Genomic DNA, 18741 nt, shown 5'->3' on the forward strand with positions numbered 1-18741 from the left:
GACCATCATCACAGAATCACCAATCGGCTTCTGTGCAAAGGTCTCCTTGTGGGAGAAGGTGGATTGGCGCGCAGCGCCAAGACGGTTGAGGGGTGCTGGACAGAGCGCTGTTGGCGCCAAGCTGGAACACCCCTCATCCGTCGCCTTCGGCGACACCTTCTCCCACAAGGGGAGAAGGGAGAGTCGCGCCTGGACGTCACCCGCCGGTCGTCAGGCTGGCCGAGAGCAGCAGCAGGCCGAACAGGAAGACGAAGGCGGCGCCGCCGATCTCGACGAAGGAATGGATGCGGTTGCCCATGCGGCCGTCGCCGGCGAAATACACCGCCCAGTTCTTCGCGGTCACCGCAAGCGTCGCCAGGGCCGAGACGGTGATTGCGGTGCCGAGTGCCATGGCCAGCACCGAAAGGATGCCGCCGAACCACAGCCCGTTCAGCAAGGCGAAGCTCAGCACGATCAGCGCGCCTGAACAGGGGCGGATACCGACGGCAGCCACCGCCGACCAGGCCGTGCGCCAATCGAAGCGATCACCGGAAAGCAGCGCCGGGTCGGGCGCATGCGAGTGTCCGCAGGTCTCGCAGACCTCGCCCGCCGCATGGCTGTGGTGATCGTGCGCAGCATGGGCGTGGTCGTGGGCGCCGTGATCGTGATGGTCATGCGCATGATCGTGGTGGTCATGCGCATCAAGCGCGTGGGAATGTGCCGCATGGGCATGTGAATGGGCGGCATGTGAATGGCCGGAATGTGAATGGCCGGCATGGGCAGCCGAGAGGCTGTAGCCCGGATTTGCGCCGAACAGGCGAAGGATGGCCGGGCCGGCCTTGCGCCACAGCAGCCAGGCGCCGAACAGAGTGACGAAGACATAGCTCATGATTTCGAGGAACCATGCGGCGTCTGTCATCGAGACAGCAGTGCCGCGCAGCAAGAAATAGGCGACCAGCATCACCACGATCGCGGTCAGCGCCTGCAGCAGGGCCGAGACGAAGGACAGCATGATGCCGCGCCGGAGCGCCACTTCATTGGCCACCATGTAGGAAGAGATCACCGCCTTGCCGTGACCGGGGCCGGCGGCGTGGAAAATGCCATAGGCAAAGGACAGGCCGATGAGCAGCCACAACTTGCTACCGTCCTGGCGCATCGCCTTCATCGCGCCGGCAAGCGCATGATAGAATTCCTGCTGGCGCAGATTGATCCACATCAGGATGTGGGCGAACGGGCCGGTGGCGGTTGGAGCCATGCCGTCATTGGTGCCGATGCCGAGTGAACTCTGGGCGTGGGCGGAGCCGAGAAAGTGCGTCATCACAAAGGCGACGGCCAGAAGACCGAATGCCAAACGCAGGGACGGTTTGGTCACTGGATCTATCCTTCCGGCTGACAGGTCAGTTCAAGCTTGGTGGCAAAGATCTTGCTCATGTCGGTGCCTGTCGGATCGTTGAAGAAGGCCTCGGTCAGGGTCTTCTGGTTCTGGGCGATCGCCTCGTCCGGGTTCGGGCGGACAACCTTGCTGGTGCAGGTCGGCGGCAACCCATCGACCTGCAGATTGGCATCCTCGGTGAAATCGATCGCGGTGTAGAAGGTCGGGTCGTAGACGCCGATATCTATCTTACCGCTGAGCTTGATCGGCGTCTTCGGTTCGGATTCGAACAGGATGATGAGCTGGTCATTGTCGAAATTGGCCATCAAATGCGGCGGTGGGTTCATCGCCACGTCCTTGCCGTCGACGGTGACGAGCTGGAAGTAGTTGAACTCGGCAAGCGAGGCATGGACGGTGTCGGCAACATCCTTCAACTCCTTGTCATCGAGTTTCAGGTCGGAATTCTTGTCGAACTCCATCATCACCGTGCTCGAAAACAGATCGTCGAAGCGCCAGAGATGGCGCAATGACTTCACGGTTTGGTGATCCGGGCCGAGGACCACTTCGAGGCGGGCTTCGGCGAAGACGTGGGGATGCACCTCAGCCGGCCCGACGGCGGCAAACGTCGCGGTCAAGGCCGAGGCCAGCATGATGGCTTGCTGTTTCAGGTGCATTCTCGGTCGCGATTCAATCGGCTTCGGTGAATTGCCGACAGTTACCAGAAAGGGGGCGAAAATGGGACCGCAAGGCGGCTGAAAGCTCATGCGTTGTCCAGCGCCTTGAACCACTGCACCAGGAAATCGACAAAGACACGAACTTTTGCAGGCAGATAGCGCCGGTGCGGATAGACGGCGAAGATGCCGCCGCCGGGCAGTATGCGGTCATCCAGCGCAGTCACCAGCTTGCCGCTTTCGATGTCGGGCGCGGCGATAAAATCCGGCAGGATGGAAAATCCCAATCCAGCCACGGCGGCCGCCCTCGCCGCCATCGGGCTGTTGACCTCGATCGGGCCAGAGACCGAAACGCTCACAGTATCGGCACCGTCGCCCTTGAACGGCCAATTGGTCAGCCAGCGGCCATTGGTGTCGATGATGCAGGGCACGCGGGCAAGGTCTTGCGCCCTGACCGGCATGCCGTGCCTGGCGATCAGTTCGGGAGACGCGCAAAGCCGTACCGAAAATGGCGCCAGGCGCCTGGCGATCAGCGAGGAATTTTCCAGCCGCGAAATGCGCACCGCCAGATCGAAGCCCTCCTCGACCAGATCGACGAAACGGTCGTCGAGATGGATGTCGAGCACGATGTCGGGATGCTGCTTGGCGAAATCGATCAGCGACTGGCCGATCGGCGCGTCGGCGAAAGTACGCGGCGCCGACAGCTTGATCCTGCCGCGCACGTCGCCGGAGGATTCGCGCACCGCATCGGCAAGGCTGTCGACCTCGCGCACGATCTCCGAGGCGCGCCGATAATAGGTGTGGCCGGCCTCGGTCAGGGAAAACTGCCTGGTGGTGCGGTTGAGCAGCAGCGCGCCGAGCTCGTCCTCCAATTCGCGCACATATTTCGACAATAGCGCCTTCGAGCGGCCGATCTTGCGCGCCGCCGCCGAAAATCCTTCGGCCTCGACCACGTCGATGAAGGCGCGCATGCGGGTCAGCGTATCCATGTCATGCGCCTCCTTGGTGGGCCGAAAGGATGCGGGCGGCCAGCGCAATCAGCTGCCGGTCGCGGTTCTTCGGGCCGAGCAGCGAAAGACCGAACGGCGCCCCGTCGACCTTGCCGAGCGGCAGCGTGATTTGCGGAAAACCGGACAGGCCGGAAAGGCAGAGCAGTCTCAGCGCCCGCTCGCGATAGGTCTGCAAATCGTCGAATGACGCGGCCTTGAGCGGCGCGGCACCAGGAGCGGTCGGAAGCACAAGAACGCCGTCGTCGCCAAGCAGGCCGGCCAGTTCGAGGCGAAACGAAACGCGACGTTCCGTTTCACGTTGCGCGGTTGCCGCGTCGACGGTCGCGCCGTGCTCGAAACGCTCCTTGACACCGGGTCCCAGCATGCGGTCGCCGCCGGCGATCCAGGCGCCGTGACTTTGCCAGGCTTCATAGCCTTGCAGCTTGCGGAAGCACCAATAGAGATCGTCGGTCGAATGAGACAGCGGCCCGACGCTGCGCGGTGCGCCCAGCACCGAAGCGACACTGCGGAGCATGGCGCGATATTCGTCGGCCTCGTGCGGGCCGAGCACGAGGCCGTCCAGCGCAGCGAGAGTGACGGGGCGTCTCAGTTCGTGGGAATGCGGATCGTCGCCGAGCAGCACCGTGCCGACCTTTTCGTAGATGACGATGTCGCTTGCGAACCAGCCGAACGTGTCCAGCGAAGGCGCCAGCGGCATGGCGCCGTCGAGCGGGATGCGGCCATGCGTCGTCCTGAGGCCGATCAGGCCGCAGAAGCTTGCCGGCGCTCGGATCGAGCCGCCGGTGTCCGATCCGGTGGCAATGTCGGCCAGCCCGCCGGCGACTGCCGCGGCAGAACCGGAGGACGAGCCGCCGGTGACGCGGTCGGGTGCTGCCGGGTTGACGGGCGACGGGAAATGCGCGTTCAGCCCGAGCAGGGAAAACGCGAGTTCGTCGGTCTGCGTCTTGCCGACGAAGCGGGCGCCCGAATCAAGCAGCGCCTGGACGGCCGGCGCGGTCGCCATGGCCGGTGAAGCGTCCCGGTATTTCTGTGGATTGCCGCAGCCGGTGCGGTAGCCGGCGACGTCGAAGATGTCCTTTACGGCAAGCCGCAAGCCGGCAAGCGGGCCGGATTTCGCATTGGCTACAGGGGTTTGATCAAGGTCGAGAAAAGCGTTCAGCGGGCCGCGAGTGCCTGTCATGCGTTCGATATCCGGATGTGCTTGCCGCAGCATTTTTCTTCTGGTTGCCGCAGCATTGTTCGATGCCACAAATTTTACAATCTGCCATACGATTTTTATTGATTGTGAAATCTTTCGATCTTATATCGCGCTTGCCCAAAGTCGCACGTGCCTGTGGGTGTCCGCCGATCCTCGAATGGTGAGGGTAATCGGTAAGGTAACTGGAGCCAACCCCTCCAGTCGGTTTAGCGGCCAACCGCCAACCGAGGACACCTTGAAGCAACGACGGTGCGGGCCTTTCTGGTGTTCTGCCGGTCGTCCAAAGACCGGGGTTACTGAAGAGGCACACCTTCATTGCCGGCAGTGCGGACGGGTCTCCCATCCAAGCCAAGGCAGACAAAGCGAACCGAGGCCGGGCAAGGCCAAGGTTCACCGCCGCGAGACGGCGCTTCATGGTTCCGGGGTCTCCACCGGCTGGTTCCATGGATTTCCGTCCCGCCTTTGTCCACCGCGTGTTCGCGAGGCCGAGAGCCCGCGTCCGCAAGCCTTTGTGCGCGCCGAAAGGCGCTGATGGAGAGACCCCGATGGCTACCCAGCGCATCCTTGACTTTCTCGCCACCCGACGTCCGAACGGCCCGTGCCTCGTCGTCGACCTCGATGTCGTGCGCGACAATTTCCGCGCCTTCGAGAAGGCGCTTCCCGATTCCAAGATCTACTATGCGGTGAAAGCAAATCCGGCGCCGGAAATCCTGCGCCTGCTTGCTGCGATGGGCTCGTCCTTCGACACCGCTTCCGTTGCCGAAGTCGAGATGGCGATGGACGCCGGTGCGCCGGCGGACCGCATCTCCTTCGGCAACACCATCAAGAAGGAGCGTGACATCCAGCGCGCCTACCAGCTCGGCATCAAGCTGTTTGCGGTGGACTGCGTCGAGGAAGTCGAGAAGATCGCCCGCGTCGCTCCCGGCGCCCGCGTGTTCTGCCGCGTCCTGACAGACGGCGAGGGCGCCGAATGGCCGCTGTCGCGCAAGTTCGGCTGTGTGCCGGCGATGGCGGTCGACGTGCTGCGCCATGCCAAGGCGCTCGGGCTCGACGCTTATGGCGTGTCGTTCCATGTCGGCTCGCAGCAGACCGACCTGACCGCCTGGGACCGCGCGCTGGCCGACGCCAAGAAGGTGTTCGCGACGCTGGCCGACGAAGGCATCGTGCTGAAGATGGTCAATATGGGCGGCGGCTTCCCGACCCGCTATCTCAGGGATGTGCCGGTGGCGCAGGCCTACGGCCAGGCGATCTTCTCGGCGCTCAGGAAGCATTTCGGCAACGCGATCCCCGAGACGATCATCGAGCCGGGCCGCGGCATGGTCGGCAATGCCGGCGTCATCAAGTCGGAAGTCGTGCTGATCTCGAAGAAAGCCGACAACGACAATGTGCGCTGGGTGTTCCTCGACATCGGCAAGTTCGGCGGTCTTGCCGAGACGATGGACGAGGCGATCCGCTATCCGATCGTCACCGCGCATGACGGCAGCGAGACCGCGCCTTGCGTGCTCGCCGGCCCGACCTGCGATTCGGCCGACGTGATGTATGAAAAGACGCCGTACCCGCTGCCCCTGTCGCTGACCATCGGCGACGAGGTGCTGATCGAGGGCACCGGCGCCTACACGACGACCTACGCCTCGGTCGCCTTCAACGGCTTCGAGCCTCTCCGATCCTACGTGATCTGACGGTTCGAAAGAACCGATCAGATCATCCGGAGATGGGCGCCTGTCGCACGCCCGGGCTCGCCTGTGGAACAATCCGCTCGTGAAGGATCGCGGAAATGGACATTGTAGATTTCGTTGTTGAAGGCGCCGCAGGAATCTCCCCCCTTGAGGGGGAGATGTCGCCAAAGGCGACAGAGGGGGTCGCCGCGCGTGAAGCGCCGGCCTCCCACGGTCCAAGAGAGGTCGCAGCAGCCGAACCGACCCCCTCTGGCCGCTTCGCGGCCGTCTCCCCCTCGAGGGGGGAGATTGCTGGCGCCTTTGTCATCACTGCAGAAACCGCCGCCGACGTCCCGGCGCGCGAGGCTTTGCTCGATCGCGCGATGGGGCCGAAGCGCCGGAAGAAGTCGTCGGAAAAGCTGCGGCGCGGCCGCCGGCCTGCGGAGGGCCTGGCCTTTGTCGCGCGCGATGCGTCGGGCACTGTTGCCGGCACGGTGCGGCTGTGGGACGTGGTCCTGGGCGAGGGCGGCACGGCAGCGCTGCTGCTCGGCCCGCTTGCGGTCGACCCGGCGCTGAAAAATGCCGGCATCGGCTCGGCGCTGATGCGCCATGCGGTCACTGAGGCCGAGCGGCTTGGCCATGCGGCGATCCTGCTGGTCGGCGACGCGCCCTATTACGAGCGCTTCGGGTTTTCGGCCGCAAAGACCGGCTCGCTGGCCATGCCGGGGCCTTACGAGCGGCACCGCCTGCTGGCGCGGGAACTGGTTGTCGGCGCGCTCGACGGCGCGCAAGGCACGCTGAAGGCGGCCGGGCGCAAGCTGAAGGCGCAGCGGCTGCCGCTCGCTGCCTGATGGTTCGAAGCAAGCCGCCCGCCATCGTGCGGCGGCTTGTTTCACCTCAAGCGATCAGCCGATCAGTTGGCTGAGCGCCATGGCGACGCTCACGTCGCCTTCGACCTTTATCTTGCCGGACATGAACGCCATGGTCGGGTTGAGGTCGCCTGATATCAGCGAGTCCAGATCGTCGAGCGAAAGCTTTATGGTGCAGTCGGCCGGCCCGTCGATGGTCGAGACATCGGCGCCGTCGATGACGATGACACCGTCGCCGCCGGTATCGAACTTCACGGAACGGTCGAACCCGGCACTCGCCACGCGCGCGCTGATCTTGTCGGCAATTTCCTGAACGCCCATGGCGGTTCTCCTCGTCTCGTTGCGTTTGTCGCTCATTGGCACTTCGATCCGGGACACTTCGATCTGGCCGAAGTCGCCGTCTTGCGCATTTCGCGATCACGGTCGCCGGCGCATATAGCTTCGGGTTGACGTTTACGTCAACGCGGCTCCCCGAGATGAAGATGGGGTTTATCGCCGCAGCATCACGCGGGCATGACACCTCGGCGGCCTGCATGTTGCCACGCGATGTTGCCGAGGGTATCAGGCACCCACGAATATCGGCGAGCCGCCCCGGTGCTTTCCAGAAACGAACCGCCCAGAAACGAACCGCAAGTCTATGCCCGCCGGTTGCGCGCGGTGCTGATCAGATCGATCCCGCTGCTCGAGGCGCGCGGTATTGCCGTCGTCATTCTGGCTGCCCTGGTCGGGGTGATGGCGGGTGCGCTGGTCACCGGCATGAGCGGACTGGTGCAGGTCCTGCACGGGCTTATGTTCGGCGTTCAGCCCGGCGGTCGGCTTTCGGCGATGTTTTCGCTGCAAAGGCCGGAGCAGGCGCTGATCCCGGCGATCGGCGGCATCCTGCTCGGGCTGACGGTGATCTGGCTGAGAAAGCGGAAGTTCCGCACGCCGGTCGATCCGATCGAAGCCAACGCGCTTTATGGCGGCCGCATGTCGCTGACCGACACCTTCATCATCGCCGGGCAGACGATGATCTCGAGCGGCTTCGGCGCTTCGGTCGGGCTCGAGGCCGGCTATACGCAGGTGGGTTCGGGCCTGGCGTCGCGGCTGGCGCGCTTGTTCAGGCTGCGCCGCAACGATGTCCGCATCCTGGTCGGCTGCGGTGCCGCCGGCGCGATCGCCGCCGCCTTCGACGCGCCGCTGACCGGCGCCTTCTACGGTTTCGAGCTAGTCATCGGCATCTACTCGGTCGCCAATGTTGCGCCGGTGATGGCCGCCGCGATCTCGGCCTCGCTGACCGCAGAGGTGTTCGGCGGCGTGCCGTTTCCGCTGGAGCTCGCCGGTCTGCCGCAGCTCACCGTCAGCCAGTATTTGCCGTTCATGCTGCTCGGGCTTCTGGGCGGCGGTGCTTCCATCGCCATCATGCATCTGGTGAGCCTGATCGAGCGCCTCTTTGCGCGGCTGTCGATCGACGCCTCGCTGCGCCCCGCCTTCGGCGGCGTGATGGTCGGGCTGCTGGGGCTGGTCACGCCGCAGGTCCTGTCCAGCGGCCATGGCGCGCTGCACCGCGAATTCGCGATGAATTACGGGCTGGCCGTGGTGGCCAGCGTCTTCGTGCTGAAGCTGGCGGCCTCGGCGATCTCGCTCGGCTCCGGCTTCCGCGGCGGCTTGTTCTTTGCCTCGTTGTTTCTCGGCGCGCTGCTCGGCAAGATGTTTGCCGGCGCGATGGCATTCGTCTCGCCGGCGACCGGCATCGACCCTGCCGTCGCCGCCGTCGTCGGCATGACCTCGCTCGCCGTCGGCGTCGTCGGCGGCCCGTTGACGATGACCTTCCTGGCGCTGGAATCGACCCGCGACCTGACGCTGACCGGCGTGGTGCTGGCCGCCTCGCTCATGGCGGCGATCCTGGTGCGCGAAACGTTCGGCTATTCCTTCTCGACATGGCGCTTTCACCTGCGCGGCGAAACCATCCGCAGCGCGCATGATGTCGGCTGGATGCGGAGCCTGACTGTCGGCTCGATGATGCGAAAGGATGTCCGCACCATCGACGCCTCGACGACGCTTGCGGAATTCCGCAAGCAGGTGCCGCTCGGTGCCTCGCAGCGCGTCATCGCGGTTGACGCCGACCTGCATTATGTCGGCGTGCTGATCGTCGCCGAATTGCACAGCCATTTGTCGGATGACGAGATGCCGGTGCTGTCCTTCGCCAAATTCAGGGATGCGGTGCTGGTGCCGAGCATGAACGTGCAATCGGCGGCCGAGACCTTCCAGCGCGCCGGCGCCGAGGAATTGGCGGTGGTCGAAGATTTCACCGATCGCAAGGTGGTCGGTCTGCTGACCGAAGGCCACCTGATGCGGCGCTATGCCGAGGAACTCGACAAGGCGCGGCGCGATCTGTCGGGAGAGGGGTAGCCGCGTCCTGTCCCGATAGCGATGCGACACACATGTCGGCTGCTGCGTAAGGAGGGCTCACGTCAACGGCCCGCTAATCGCGGGCTCCGAAATCCGATTGCGCGGACTGTCTTCTTCCTTGTGGAAGAGTGTCTTGAAGAAAAGAGCGTCGGGAACCGCCTTGATTACTTTTGCGATCACGGCGGTCGCGAGCACGGCAAACGCTAGGCGACCGAGAAGCACGCTCGTAACATCAGCGCCAAGTGTGACAACGACCAACGTATCCTCAATGAGGCTGTGGGCAAAACCCATGAACACGCAGGCAAGGAATATCTGACGCGGCTCGGCGCTAGGCGTGCGCGCCTCGCGGATCAGCAGTCCTGCGCCATAGGAAATCCCGAGAAACAGGCCAACAGCGGCGAAAGGTACCGTCTGCTTTTCGATGCCGGCGAGCCGAAAGAGCGGTGCAAGCCCTCTGTTCATCCACTCCAAAATGCCCGACATCTTGAGAAGCTCGATCACCCAGCTCAGCGCAAGCAGAACAACGAGCATGATGCCCAGGGTTTTGAGCGTACCCAGGAGAAAGCCGCCCCAGTCGGTGCTTTCATTCGTCGGCATCCACGCCGGCTTCACCGGTCCTGACAGCCATCCGGTCACGGCGAATATCTGATGCAGAAGGACAGCAAAGACCAAACCCCCGCCAATACGAAGCGCCGCGGTGACCAGGAAGCTCGGCCCGGCCCTCTGAATGATCCGTTGCTCGATCGGAATGGCATGTGCAAACAGCAAGAGAGCCGAAAGAACCGTCATGTCGGCAGTGCTGAGCGCCGAAACCGGAACCAAGGTGAGTACGATCACAAGCGCGCCCCAGATCCCGACCAGCAATCCCGTCAGCCAGGCAAAGGCGAGTTCAGGTGGCAACCCCACCTGCAACATGAGCGGGGAGAAGAACGGAGAAATCGCCTGGATGACGCCAAGGTCCTGCAGCAGCCGCGTGGCAATCGCAACCGGAACGATCACGCGAACCAGTTCCCAATAGATTTCAAGCGTCTCCAATGTCTTGCGATAGAAGGCGGCGCAAATTGCCATCATGCTGCTCCATCATCCCTGGAGCCATCTGAGTAGCGTGAGACGCTTCGCATTTGTGGTCAAAGTTTGCGATTCCGTGCAATAAAATTGCAACGCACCGACGATGAGCGTGACCGACATGGACAAGATCGACAGAAGGCTTCTCAACCTGCTCCAGGATGATGCCTCACGAACTAACGCCAAACTGGCGGGGTTAGTCGGGCTTTCCCCTTCGAGCTGCCTGCGCCGCATACGACGACTGAAGAAAAGCGGTGTCATCAGCCGCGTTGTCGCGCTTCTCGCACCGGCAAAGGCTGGCCGGGGCTTGAAGGCGATCGTCGCCGTCGAACTGGAGCGTCATGGTGAGCAGTATATGAGGGACTTTCTCGAGTTGGCCGCTCAGGAACCGGCCGTCACTCAGGCCTACAGTGTAAGCGGCGAAACCGACGCCGTCCTCATGCTCCGCCTGACGGATATGGAAGAGTTCGATGCGCTGTGCGAGCGACTGTTCCGAGACCGAAGCAACGTCGCGCGATACCACACGATGTTCGTGATCCGAACGGCCAAGGAAGTGACCGCAATTCCACTGTAGTGTTCGGGTTGCGATAGACCTGCCAGGCCGTGAATTCAGCGGCCCGGCGGAGAAACTCTACGAACATTTCTATATGCCGAAAGGGGGTAGTGAAGGCAGCTTGGAGGCAACGCCTCGCGCACGCGAGGACAATCGCCAGCGCCGAATGTCGGAATTGGGCGCCAGCTCGACGCATTTCATGGCGCCTCCCTCACGCCCAGGCATGAAGCTGTCCTTGTTGGCTCAAGGAGAATTTGCATGCGTGGTCATTGCTTATGTGGCGCTATTGCCTTTGAAGTCGATGGCCCGGCACAGGCCTGCGTGGTCTGTCATTGTGAAAGTTGTCGGCGGCAATGTTCTGCGCCGATGACCTCCTATATTGGAGTCTTGGACGGCCAATGGCGATGGCTGGGCAAGCTACCGAAGGTATTCAACTCTTCTCCCGGTGTGGAAAGAACATTTTGCAATCACTGTGGCACGCCGCTGTCCTTCCGCTCAAAAAACATGTCTGATGTCATGCATTTTTTTTCGGCAGCAATGGAAGAGCCAGAAAATTTTGCACCTACGCTGCATGTCGCTTTTGAGGAGAAGCTCCCTTGGTTGAAACTCGCCGACAACCTGCCGACTCGTTTTGGGCCTGACTATACGAAAGGCTAGGATCTGCTCGCATCGAGACAAACGGTGGAAGCTGCGGACAGCATCCGGAAGCGAGATGATGCCTCCGTCCGTTCAAACGGCGGTCGAACATTATCGATCGCGGCTGCTCTCGACCTGCTTGAGCGGCAGCAGGTAGGCGATGATCTGCTGATCGCCGAGTGCTGGATCAAAGCCAATAATGTCGGAGGCGAAAAGGTCGTGGGCGGGGCGTCTCTCGAAGCCAAGGCTTTCATACAGCTTGTATGCAGACGTCATGGACGAGGCAGTGTGAAGCGCAAGGCCGCCTGAGCCCTGCAGACGCGCTTGCATGACGCACCATTCGCAAAGCGCGCGGCCATATCCGCGGCCCTGTGCCGAGGGAACAACCGCGAGAGTCCTGAGGCCTGCCAGCCCGGGCGGCCAGCCCATGCCGTCAAAGGCGGCATCGGCGTAGTAGGTGACCGTCCCGACGAGGGCGTCCCTCGGCTTCGAGCACCGCGACGCTAGCTTTCGCCCATCGCCCCGCGACATCCCGCGCATCCTTGACGTAGGGCTCGAAGATGTGCGGTGCCAGAACGGGCCGTAACGATGCGAAAGCCTCCGAGACGAGCAACCCAATTCCATCCAGTTCCTGACGGCTTGCCAGGCGGACGCGTGGCTTGGATGCGATCTGCATGCATGTCCTCACTGCTCCAGTAATTCGACCGTATGTAGGGCTCCCTCCGGCTGGCTGGACTTCGCCCGGCTTCGGCCGTCGGCCGTATCCCGCAGCGCGATTCACCCGGAGAGGTTCGCCTGCCACAATAATGACCGGCAGCAAGATTCCAATGGACCTGAGCCGTCGAGCCGCGACGACGAGTTAATCGGCGGAGCACCTCAAACTTTCGGCAACAGTTTGCTCATGCTTATGCGCTCCTCGACCTCGTATCCGCACTGTCGGTAGAACCCAAGAACCGTCGAATTGGAAGCGACAATTTGGAGGTTGATCTTTATGCAACCAAGGCCGGCGAGCCGCCTTTCGGCCTCATGGATGAGGGCCTCGCCGATCCCTTTTTGGCGATGGGACTGCAAGGTAGCGATGCGCGATATCCACCCTCGATGGCCGTCATACCCGGCCATGATCGATCCGACGACCTGATCGGCCTCTATCGCCACCAAAAGCAGGTTCGGCTGATGCCTCAGCTTCTCGCGAAGCGGGAGCGATCGTAGTTGCGCGACATCTCGAGCCCAGACTATCCGGCTCTATAGTGGAGCGTTACGGCGACCCAGCAGCAGAGCGATGCCCAACGCCGGAAGCGTCGCCGTCGCGACGGCGAAGAAGACGAATTGCAGCCCGGCCGACCCAGCGACCAAGCCGAGCGCCGGACTGCCGAAGCCGAGCGCCATGTCGAGGAAGACGGTGTAGAGTCCCATGGCCAGGCCGCGGCTGCGTGGTGGAAGATGGCTTACGGCCTCGGCACCGAAACCGGGATAGACCAGCGAGTAGCCGAGGCCAGTCAGGCCCGCTCCGATGGCGGCGAGAACAGGCCCGGGCGCAAGCCAGATCAGCATCAGCCCTGCCGCCTCGACCGCCACGAAGATCACGGCGACGCGCGCGCCCCCTAACCTGTCAGGCAGGTGGCCGAAGCACAGCCTTGCCGCGATCAGCGACGCGGCATAAGTGGTGAAGGGAAGCCAGACCGGCTGCCAGCCGCGTTCGGCAAAGAGCAGCGCGCCAAAGGACAGGATTGCGCCATAGCCAAGGCTGCTGAAAGCAGCTCCGACGCCGGGAAGCCAGACCGCTTGCGCCACGCTCGTCCATGACTGTCGCGCGGCGCTCGCGGCGAGGCTGGTGCCACGCATAGGCAGGATGGCAAGCAGCGTCGCAAGTGGCAGGCCGACCGTCGCGAGTGCGATCGCGGCGAAGCCGCTCGCCGTGTAAAGCGCAGATCCGATCGGCGCGCCTAGCGCGAGTGCTGCGAACATCGCCGTGCCCACCCAAGCTATGACCTTTCCGGAGTTCTGTCCGCCCGCAAGGGAGAGGCCCCAGGCGACGCCGCCTGTGATGATGAAGCTCTCAGACGCGCCCAGTACCGCCCGGCCGGCGAAGAGCGCCGATGCGGACGCTGCCGGCCGGTCGAGCAATGCCAGCGAGCCGAGGTAAATGAACCCCGCCAGGGCAGCGGCAATGAGGCCGACGACGACGGCCCGCTTGCCGCCGCGCCCATCGGCATAATTTCCGGCTCCAATGCGCGACAGCATCGAGGCGACGAACTGGCTGCCCGTCACCAGCCCGACTGCGAAGGGGCCGAAGCCGAGTTGCTGGTGAAGATGCAGCGGCAGGACGGGTAGCGCCAAGCCGATCAGGAGGAAGCCGGCGAAGACAGCCGCCATGATTGGCACCAGTTCCGCCATCGCGCCATTTCGGTCGGACGTCCGCGCCATTGTGGCCACCGATAACACTTTGACAGCCGGGCTGTTCCGATCAGTAACGTTCGTAGGTCACGCGCCAGCCTTCGGCCGGATTGTCCGGCGTCAGGACCAGTTTGTTGTCCGAGACTTCGAATTTGCGTTTCATGCTCTTCCCGACAAGGTTGCGGACCAGGGAGGACTCGATCGTGATGACGAAGGTCTTGTCCTGGTCGTTGATGGCGACCGGCCCGTAATAGGCTTCGTAGCCATTCGCCGTGTAAGGCGTGTCCGGCGCCTTAGCGTCGGGGTTCTGGGCCTGCACCGAGAGGGTGCCGGCCTCGGTGAAGATGACCTGGCCGGAATATGGCACGGGCTTGAGGTTTCCCTCGGCACCGGCCTCGAGCGACCTCATGCGCCATGCGCCGATGATCGGGGACTCTTGGGAGAAAGCCGGCGTGGCGACCGAAAGCGCAAGCGCAGCGATCTTCAATCTCATCGTCATATGTCGTTGTTCTTTTTCTGGTTTGTGGGTGCGGACAGGCCGTCCGCCCAATCTTCGCTTACACCGAAAGCATGACCTTGATGGCGCGCCGCTCGTCCATGGCGCGGTAGCCTTCAGCGACCTCGGCCAACGGCAGCTTGAGGTCGAAGACCTTGCCGGGCTTGATCCTGCCCTTGAGCACACGGTCCATGAGGTCGGGCAGGAAGCGGCGCACCGGCGCGGGGCCGCCCAGCATGCGCTTCTGGCCGAAGAAGAGATTCTGGCCATCGAAGCTCACGCCATGCGGCACGCCGACATAGCCGATGGTGCCGCCGGGGCGAGAGCAGGCCAGCGCCTGGTCGAAGGATTCCGCCGTGCCAACGCATTCCAGCACCGAGTCCGCGCCGACGTCCTTAGTGAGCCCTTTGATCCGGGCCACACCTTCCTCGCCGCGCTCAGCGACGATGTCGGTCGCGCCGAATTCGCGGGCGAGTTTTTGGCGGCTGGCGTGCCGGCTCATGGCGATGATGCGCTCGGCGCCCATCTCCTTGGCCGCAAGCACGCCCATCAGGCCGACCGCACCGTCGCCGACCACCACCACCGTCGATCCTTCTCGGACCTCGGCTGCGTCGGCCGCATACCAGCCGGTGCCGAGCACATCGGACACAGCCAGCAGGTCAGGGATGAGTTCGGCCGGCGGCACCTCGGCGGTGGCGACCAGTGTGCCATCCGCCAACGGCACGCGGGCGTAAGGCGCCTGCGCGCCCGACATGAACTCGCGCTGCACACAGGACGACTGGAAGCCGAAGCGGCAATGCGGGCAGGTATTGTCGGAGAGGCAGAACGAGCCGACGACGAACTGGCCGGGACGGACCGTGCGCACCTCTGCGCCGACCTCGACGACGATGCCACAATATTCGTGGCCCATATGCATCGGGCCGTTGACCGGCTGCAGCCCGCGATAGGGCCACAGGTCCGAGCCGCAGATGCAGCTCGCCGAGAGCTTGATGATAGCATCCGTCGGGCGAAGGATCCTTGGGTCTTCGACTTCCTCGCAGCGGATGTCGCCGGGCTTATGAAGAACGGTTGCGAGCATTTTGCTTTCCTTTCGTTCAATCGATGTCAGGCGCCGTAGTCGGCGTCGCTGACGTGTTCCAGCCAGTCCACCACCTTGCCGTCTTTGACCTCCTGGAGGGCAATGTGGATCATGGCCGTCTCGGGTGAGGCACCGTGCCCATGCTTCTCGCCGGGTGCGAACCAGACAACGTCACCGAGACGGATCTCCTCGACCGGCCCGCCCTCGCTCTGAACGAGGCCGAGGCCGGAGACGACGATCAACGTCTGTCCAAGCGGATGCGTGTGCCAGGCGGTGCGGGCGCCCGGCTCGAACGTCACCTGCGCGCCCTGCACGCGCGCGGCGTCGAACGGGTTGAACAGCGGATCGATGCGGACCGTGCCGGTGAACCAGTCGGAAGGCCCGTTGCCAGACGGCCTGGTGCCTGCGCGAAGAATATCCATGGTGATCTCCTGTCAGATGCGTTCGATGCGAAGCGGGAACTTGCCGCTTACGTGTAGGGCCTCTTCGCCCGCGTCGAAGCGGCCGAGCCTGATCAGCCCGGGATGGCGGTAGTCGGCGTAGAACATGGCCAGATTGCCCCAGGGCATGAAATAGCAAAGGTCGTATGGCCGCTCGTTGCCGAACGGGCCGCTGCCCTCCTCCGTCAGCTTGCGCGGCAGATAGGCAATCTTCTCGTTATGCGTGTAGTCGTCGATGGTGAGATCGAGCGGCAGCATGGTGAAGAAGTCGCGCGCCGACGGATTGTCGTAGAGCGTGGCGGTCATGGTCCGGCCATTGAAAATCATCTTGATCTTCATGTCGGTGGGCTCCTGGCTGCCTGGGTCGCTGCCCTGCTGGCTGCGGGCGGCCCGCGGCAGGACCGTTGCCGCGAGCGCGCCGCCGAGCAACGCGCGGCGGCTGAGGTCCGGACGGTCGATCGTCATGGCTGCCGTCATGGCTGCGACCTCCGGGCCAAATGCGATGCTGCAAAGGCGGCGAGCGCCGATCCACAGAGCAGCACCGCGCCGAAAATGAATGCACCCCACCAGCCGACCGTATCGAAGAGCGTGCCGCCGATCGCGGCGCCGCCTGTAATGGCGAGCTGGATGACTGCCACCTGCAGCCCGCCGCCGGCCTCTGCGTCGTCCGGCAACGTCCGGCTGAGCCACGTGCCCCAGCCAACGGGCGCGGCCGTGCCGAAGAAGCCCCAGGCAACGAGCAGCAGCGCTGTGGGAACCGGCAAGGCACCGAGGGCGATGAGCGCAGCTGCCAGCGCGGCCATGACCAGCGGGATGACGATGAGGATGCTGAACAGGCGCGTGCGCAAAAGCCGGCCTATGCAGAGGGTGCCGAGCACCCCGGCCAGCCCCATCGCCAGCAGGATCGCCGAAAGCGCGGCGATGTCGACCCTAGTGACGCTCTCGAGGAAGGGCCGCAGATAGGTGAAGAGCGCGAACTGGCCCATGAACAGCATCATGATCGACGCCATGCCGGTGGCGACAGGAAGACGGCCGAGGAGCGCCAGCGGATTGCCTGGACGCTTCCTCCGGCGCGGGGGCAGCGCCGGCAGGCTTGTCCACTGCCAGACCAGCGCCAGGAGCCCAAGCGGTACGACGAGGAAGAAAGCGCCGCGCCAGCCGACATAGGCGCCAAGAAAACTGCCCAGCGGCGCGGCGATGGTGGCCGCAATGGCATTGCCAGCGTTTAGCATGGCGAGACCCTTCGGAACCATGTCTTGCGGCACGAGGCGCATGACGATCGCGGTCGACATCGACCAGAACCCGCCGATCGCGATGCCGAGCAGCGCCCGGCCGACCATGAGGAACGCGTAGTTCGGCGCGAAGGTGACAGCGAGCCCGGACACGATCAGGAGAAGGGTGAAGCCGGTCACGACCAGTCGGCGGTCGATCCGGCGCGTGAGGCCGGTGACCAGCAGGCTGGTCACGACGGCGAAAGCGCCCGAAATCGAGATCGCCTGTCCCGTGCGGCCCTCGGTGATGCCGAGATCGGCCGCTAGCGGCGAGAGCAGGCTGACCGGCATGAATTCAGACGCGATAAGCACGAAAACACACAGCGCCATCGACAGCACCGCGCCCCATGCGGCGCGGTCTTCGACAAGCCTTGTGTCGTAGGTCGTTTCCATAATTGGCATCCTTGCAAGGCGACGGGGGTGGATCAGCCGCCCATCCCCGTCACCATGCTGGAAGATATTGCAGAGGAACCCATTCTATTAGACTGAGTAATTCGCATGGACTTATCTGCTTATGATATAAATGTCAGACGGGAGGTGCCCTATGCAGCGCGATGGGATGAAGGATCTGCTCTGGTTCGTGGCGGTCACCCGGGAGCGCAGCTTCACCAAGGCGGCGGCCAAGCTCGGAACCTCGCAGTCGACTCTGAGCTCGACAATCAAGGAGCTTGAAGCTCGTCTTGGCGTCCGCCTGCTGACGCGTACGACGCGGAGCGTCGCTCCGACCGAGGCCGGCGAGCGACTTTTCCAATCTCTTGTTCCCCGCTTCGAGGAAATCGAAGCCGACCTCGCAAGCCTGGTGGCCTTTCGCGACAAACCCTCCGGAACGGTCCGTATCACGCTTTCCGACCATGCGCTCCAGACGACCGTCTGGCCGAAGCTGCAGCCCTTGCTCAGCGACTATCCTGACGTGTGCGTCGAACTCTACAGCGACAACGGCATGAAGAACATTGTGGAGGAGCGCTTCGACGCAGGCGTGCGGCTTGGTGAGAGCATCGACAGGGATATGATCGCAGTGCGCATCGGGCCGGATTGGAGGCTCGTGGCCGTGGCTTCGCCGGAGTACTTTTCCCGCCATCCGGTTCCGACCGCACCGCAGGATCTGGTCGATCATGACTGCATTAATATGCGGCAGGCGACGTTCGGCGGATTATATACCTGGGAATTCGCTAGGGATGGCCGCGACCTTCGTGTGCGGGTGGAAGGCCAACTCACCTTCAATTCGTCCATTCCCATGATCGAGGCTGCGATAAGCGGTTTCGGAATCGCCTATGTCCCGGAAAACCTCGTCAGCCACCACATCGCCAAGGGATGCCTTAGGCTCGTGCTTGACGACTGGAGTCCGCCATTTGCGGGCTATCACCTCTACTACCCGAGCAGGCGACAGCTCTCGCCCGCGATGGCGGTGATCATTGAGGCGCTCCGCCATCGCATCTGACTCCCAAGACTGTGCCTATGAATCATGAAGCTGACATTGGTAAATGGTAGGTTCTGACCCAAGCCATTTGACTTCTACGCTGCGGGCGGCTGCTTTCGCCTCAAAGCAGACGTGTAGCTCGCTCGCCTCTATGTCTGTGATTGTGATGGGTTTCGGATGCCGGCCGTCTACTGAGATGGCGTGGCTCGAGGCCGGCGTCCGGAAGCCTCCAGGGAAGGAACCCGC

20 protein-coding genes are annotated in these 18741 nt (G+C 63.4%); 6 read left to right on the forward strand and 14 right to left on the reverse strand.

The features are described from left to right. Positions 1–196: 196 nt before the first annotated feature. From NKJ32_RS33015 to NKJ32_RS33030, 4 genes are all read right to left on the reverse strand, one after another. On the reverse strand, positions 197–1351 hold the full coding sequence (locus NKJ32_RS33015; RefSeq protein WP_502901174.1) for a nickel/cobalt transporter: 1155 nt from the start codon (positions 1349–1351) through the stop codon (positions 197–199). A 5-nt stretch (positions 1352–1356) separates the two neighbouring features. Continuing rightward, positions 1357–2025 (reverse strand): DUF1007 family protein, encoded by a 669-nt coding sequence (locus tag NKJ32_RS33020; RefSeq protein ID WP_352568115.1) that lies wholly within the window; start codon positions 2023–2025, stop codon positions 1357–1359. Positions 2026–2111: 86 nt separating this feature from the next. Beyond that, a complete protein-coding gene (locus NKJ32_RS33025) occupies positions 2112–3011 on the reverse strand; it encodes a LysR family transcriptional regulator (RefSeq protein WP_352568114.1) in 900 nt (299 codons plus the stop codon). Position 3012: 1 nt separating this feature from the next. Continuing rightward, positions 3013–4212 carry an amidase gene (locus NKJ32_RS33030; protein WP_352568113.1) on the reverse strand — a complete coding sequence of 400 codons (1200 nt, stop codon included), beginning with the start codon at positions 4210–4212 and terminating at the stop codon, positions 3013–3015. Between the two features lie 563 nt (positions 4213–4775). Between NKJ32_RS33030 and odc2 the strand changes: the two genes are divergently transcribed. Both odc2 and NKJ32_RS33040 read left to right on the forward strand, forming a co-directional pair. Then, the gene (gene odc2, locus NKJ32_RS33035; RefSeq protein ID WP_352576081.1) at positions 4776–5909 is read left to right on the forward strand and encodes an ornithine/lysine decarboxylase; all 1134 of its coding nucleotides are present in this window, start codon (positions 4776–4778) and stop codon (positions 5907–5909) included. A 284-nt stretch (positions 5910–6193) separates the two neighbouring features. Next, positions 6194–6736: a GNAT family N-acetyltransferase gene (locus tag NKJ32_RS33040; protein ID WP_352576245.1), complete on the forward strand. Its 543-nt coding sequence runs from the start codon at positions 6194–6196 to the stop codon at positions 6734–6736. Positions 6737–6790: 54 nt separating this feature from the next. On the opposite strand, the gene NKJ32_RS33045 is transcribed toward NKJ32_RS33040, so the two are convergent. Then, positions 6791–7075: an SCP2 sterol-binding domain-containing protein gene (locus NKJ32_RS33045; protein WP_352783499.1), complete on the reverse strand. Its 285-nt coding sequence runs from the start codon at positions 7073–7075 to the stop codon at positions 6791–6793. 336 nt (positions 7076–7411) lie between these two features. Here NKJ32_RS33045 and NKJ32_RS33050 point away from each other — a divergent pair, with 336 nt between their 5' ends. Next, positions 7412–9145, forward strand: coding sequence for a chloride channel protein (locus tag NKJ32_RS33050; RefSeq protein ID WP_502897574.1), 1734 nt, complete (start codon positions 7412–7414; stop codon positions 9143–9145). A 57-nt stretch (positions 9146–9202) separates the two neighbouring features. On the opposite strand, the gene NKJ32_RS33055 is transcribed toward NKJ32_RS33050, so the two are convergent. Beyond that, on the reverse strand, positions 9203–10213 hold the full coding sequence (locus tag NKJ32_RS33055) for a nucleoside recognition domain-containing protein (protein WP_352830137.1): 1011 nt from the start codon (positions 10211–10213) through the stop codon (positions 9203–9205). A gap of 118 nt (positions 10214–10331) precedes the next feature. Between NKJ32_RS33055 and NKJ32_RS33060 the strand changes: the two genes are divergently transcribed. Continuing rightward, complete coding sequence (locus tag NKJ32_RS33060; protein ID WP_023675430.1) at positions 10332–10784, forward strand: Lrp/AsnC family transcriptional regulator; 453 nt, start codon at positions 10332–10334, stop codon at positions 10782–10784. 237 nt (positions 10785–11021) lie between these two features. Beyond that, positions 11022–11420, forward strand: coding sequence for a GFA family protein (locus NKJ32_RS33065; protein ID WP_352568108.1), 399 nt, complete (start codon positions 11022–11024; stop codon positions 11418–11420). Positions 11421–11510: 90 nt separating this feature from the next. On the opposite strand, the gene NKJ32_RS33070 is transcribed toward NKJ32_RS33065, so the two are convergent. The 8 genes from NKJ32_RS33070 to NKJ32_RS33105 form a co-directional block, all read right to left on the reverse strand. Then, complete coding sequence (locus NKJ32_RS33070) at positions 11511–12023, reverse strand: GNAT family N-acetyltransferase (RefSeq protein ID WP_352830131.1); 513 nt, start codon at positions 12021–12023, stop codon at positions 11511–11513. Positions 12024–12275: 252 nt separating this feature from the next. After that, positions 12276–12635 carry a GNAT family N-acetyltransferase gene (locus NKJ32_RS33075; RefSeq protein ID WP_352568312.1) on the reverse strand — a complete coding sequence of 120 codons (360 nt, stop codon included), beginning with the start codon at positions 12633–12635 and terminating at the stop codon, positions 12276–12278. A gap of 6 nt (positions 12636–12641) precedes the next feature. After that, positions 12642–13823 (reverse strand): arabinose transporter, encoded by a 1182-nt coding sequence (locus tag NKJ32_RS33080; RefSeq protein ID WP_352568106.1) that lies wholly within the window; start codon positions 13821–13823, stop codon positions 12642–12644. A gap of 40 nt (positions 13824–13863) precedes the next feature. Next, positions 13864–14286 (reverse strand): lipocalin-like domain-containing protein, encoded by a 423-nt coding sequence (locus NKJ32_RS33085; RefSeq protein ID WP_352568104.1) that lies wholly within the window; start codon positions 14284–14286, stop codon positions 13864–13866. 64 nt (positions 14287–14350) lie between these two features. Further along, entirely contained in the window at positions 14351–15367 is a 1017-nt protein-coding gene (locus NKJ32_RS33090; RefSeq protein WP_023675436.1) for a zinc-dependent alcohol dehydrogenase family protein, read from the reverse strand. A 26-nt stretch (positions 15368–15393) separates the two neighbouring features. Continuing rightward, a complete protein-coding gene (locus NKJ32_RS33095) occupies positions 15394–15789 on the reverse strand; it encodes a (R)-mandelonitrile lyase (RefSeq protein WP_023675437.1) in 396 nt (131 codons plus the stop codon). 12 nt (positions 15790–15801) lie between these two features. Next, positions 15802–16284: a cyclophilin-like fold protein gene (locus tag NKJ32_RS33100; RefSeq protein ID WP_502902724.1), complete on the reverse strand. Its 483-nt coding sequence runs from the start codon at positions 16282–16284 to the stop codon at positions 15802–15804. Next, positions 16281–17471, reverse strand: a complete 1191-nt coding sequence (locus tag NKJ32_RS33105) for an MFS transporter (RefSeq protein WP_352830133.1) — start codon at positions 17469–17471, stop codon at positions 16281–16283. The genes NKJ32_RS33100 and NKJ32_RS33105 overlap by 4 nt, the downstream gene beginning before the upstream one ends. A 151-nt stretch (positions 17472–17622) precedes the next feature. On the opposite strand from NKJ32_RS33105, the gene NKJ32_RS33110 reads away from it, so the two are divergent. Further along, complete coding sequence (locus tag NKJ32_RS33110) at positions 17623–18516, forward strand: LysR family transcriptional regulator (protein WP_352754996.1); 894 nt, start codon at positions 17623–17625, stop codon at positions 18514–18516. The last annotated feature ends 225 nt before the right edge of the window (positions 18517–18741 follow it).

Source organism: Mesorhizobium sp. M0159 (assembly GCF_040322295.1).
Classification (GTDB): Bacteria; Pseudomonadota; Alphaproteobacteria; order Rhizobiales; family Rhizobiaceae; genus Mesorhizobium.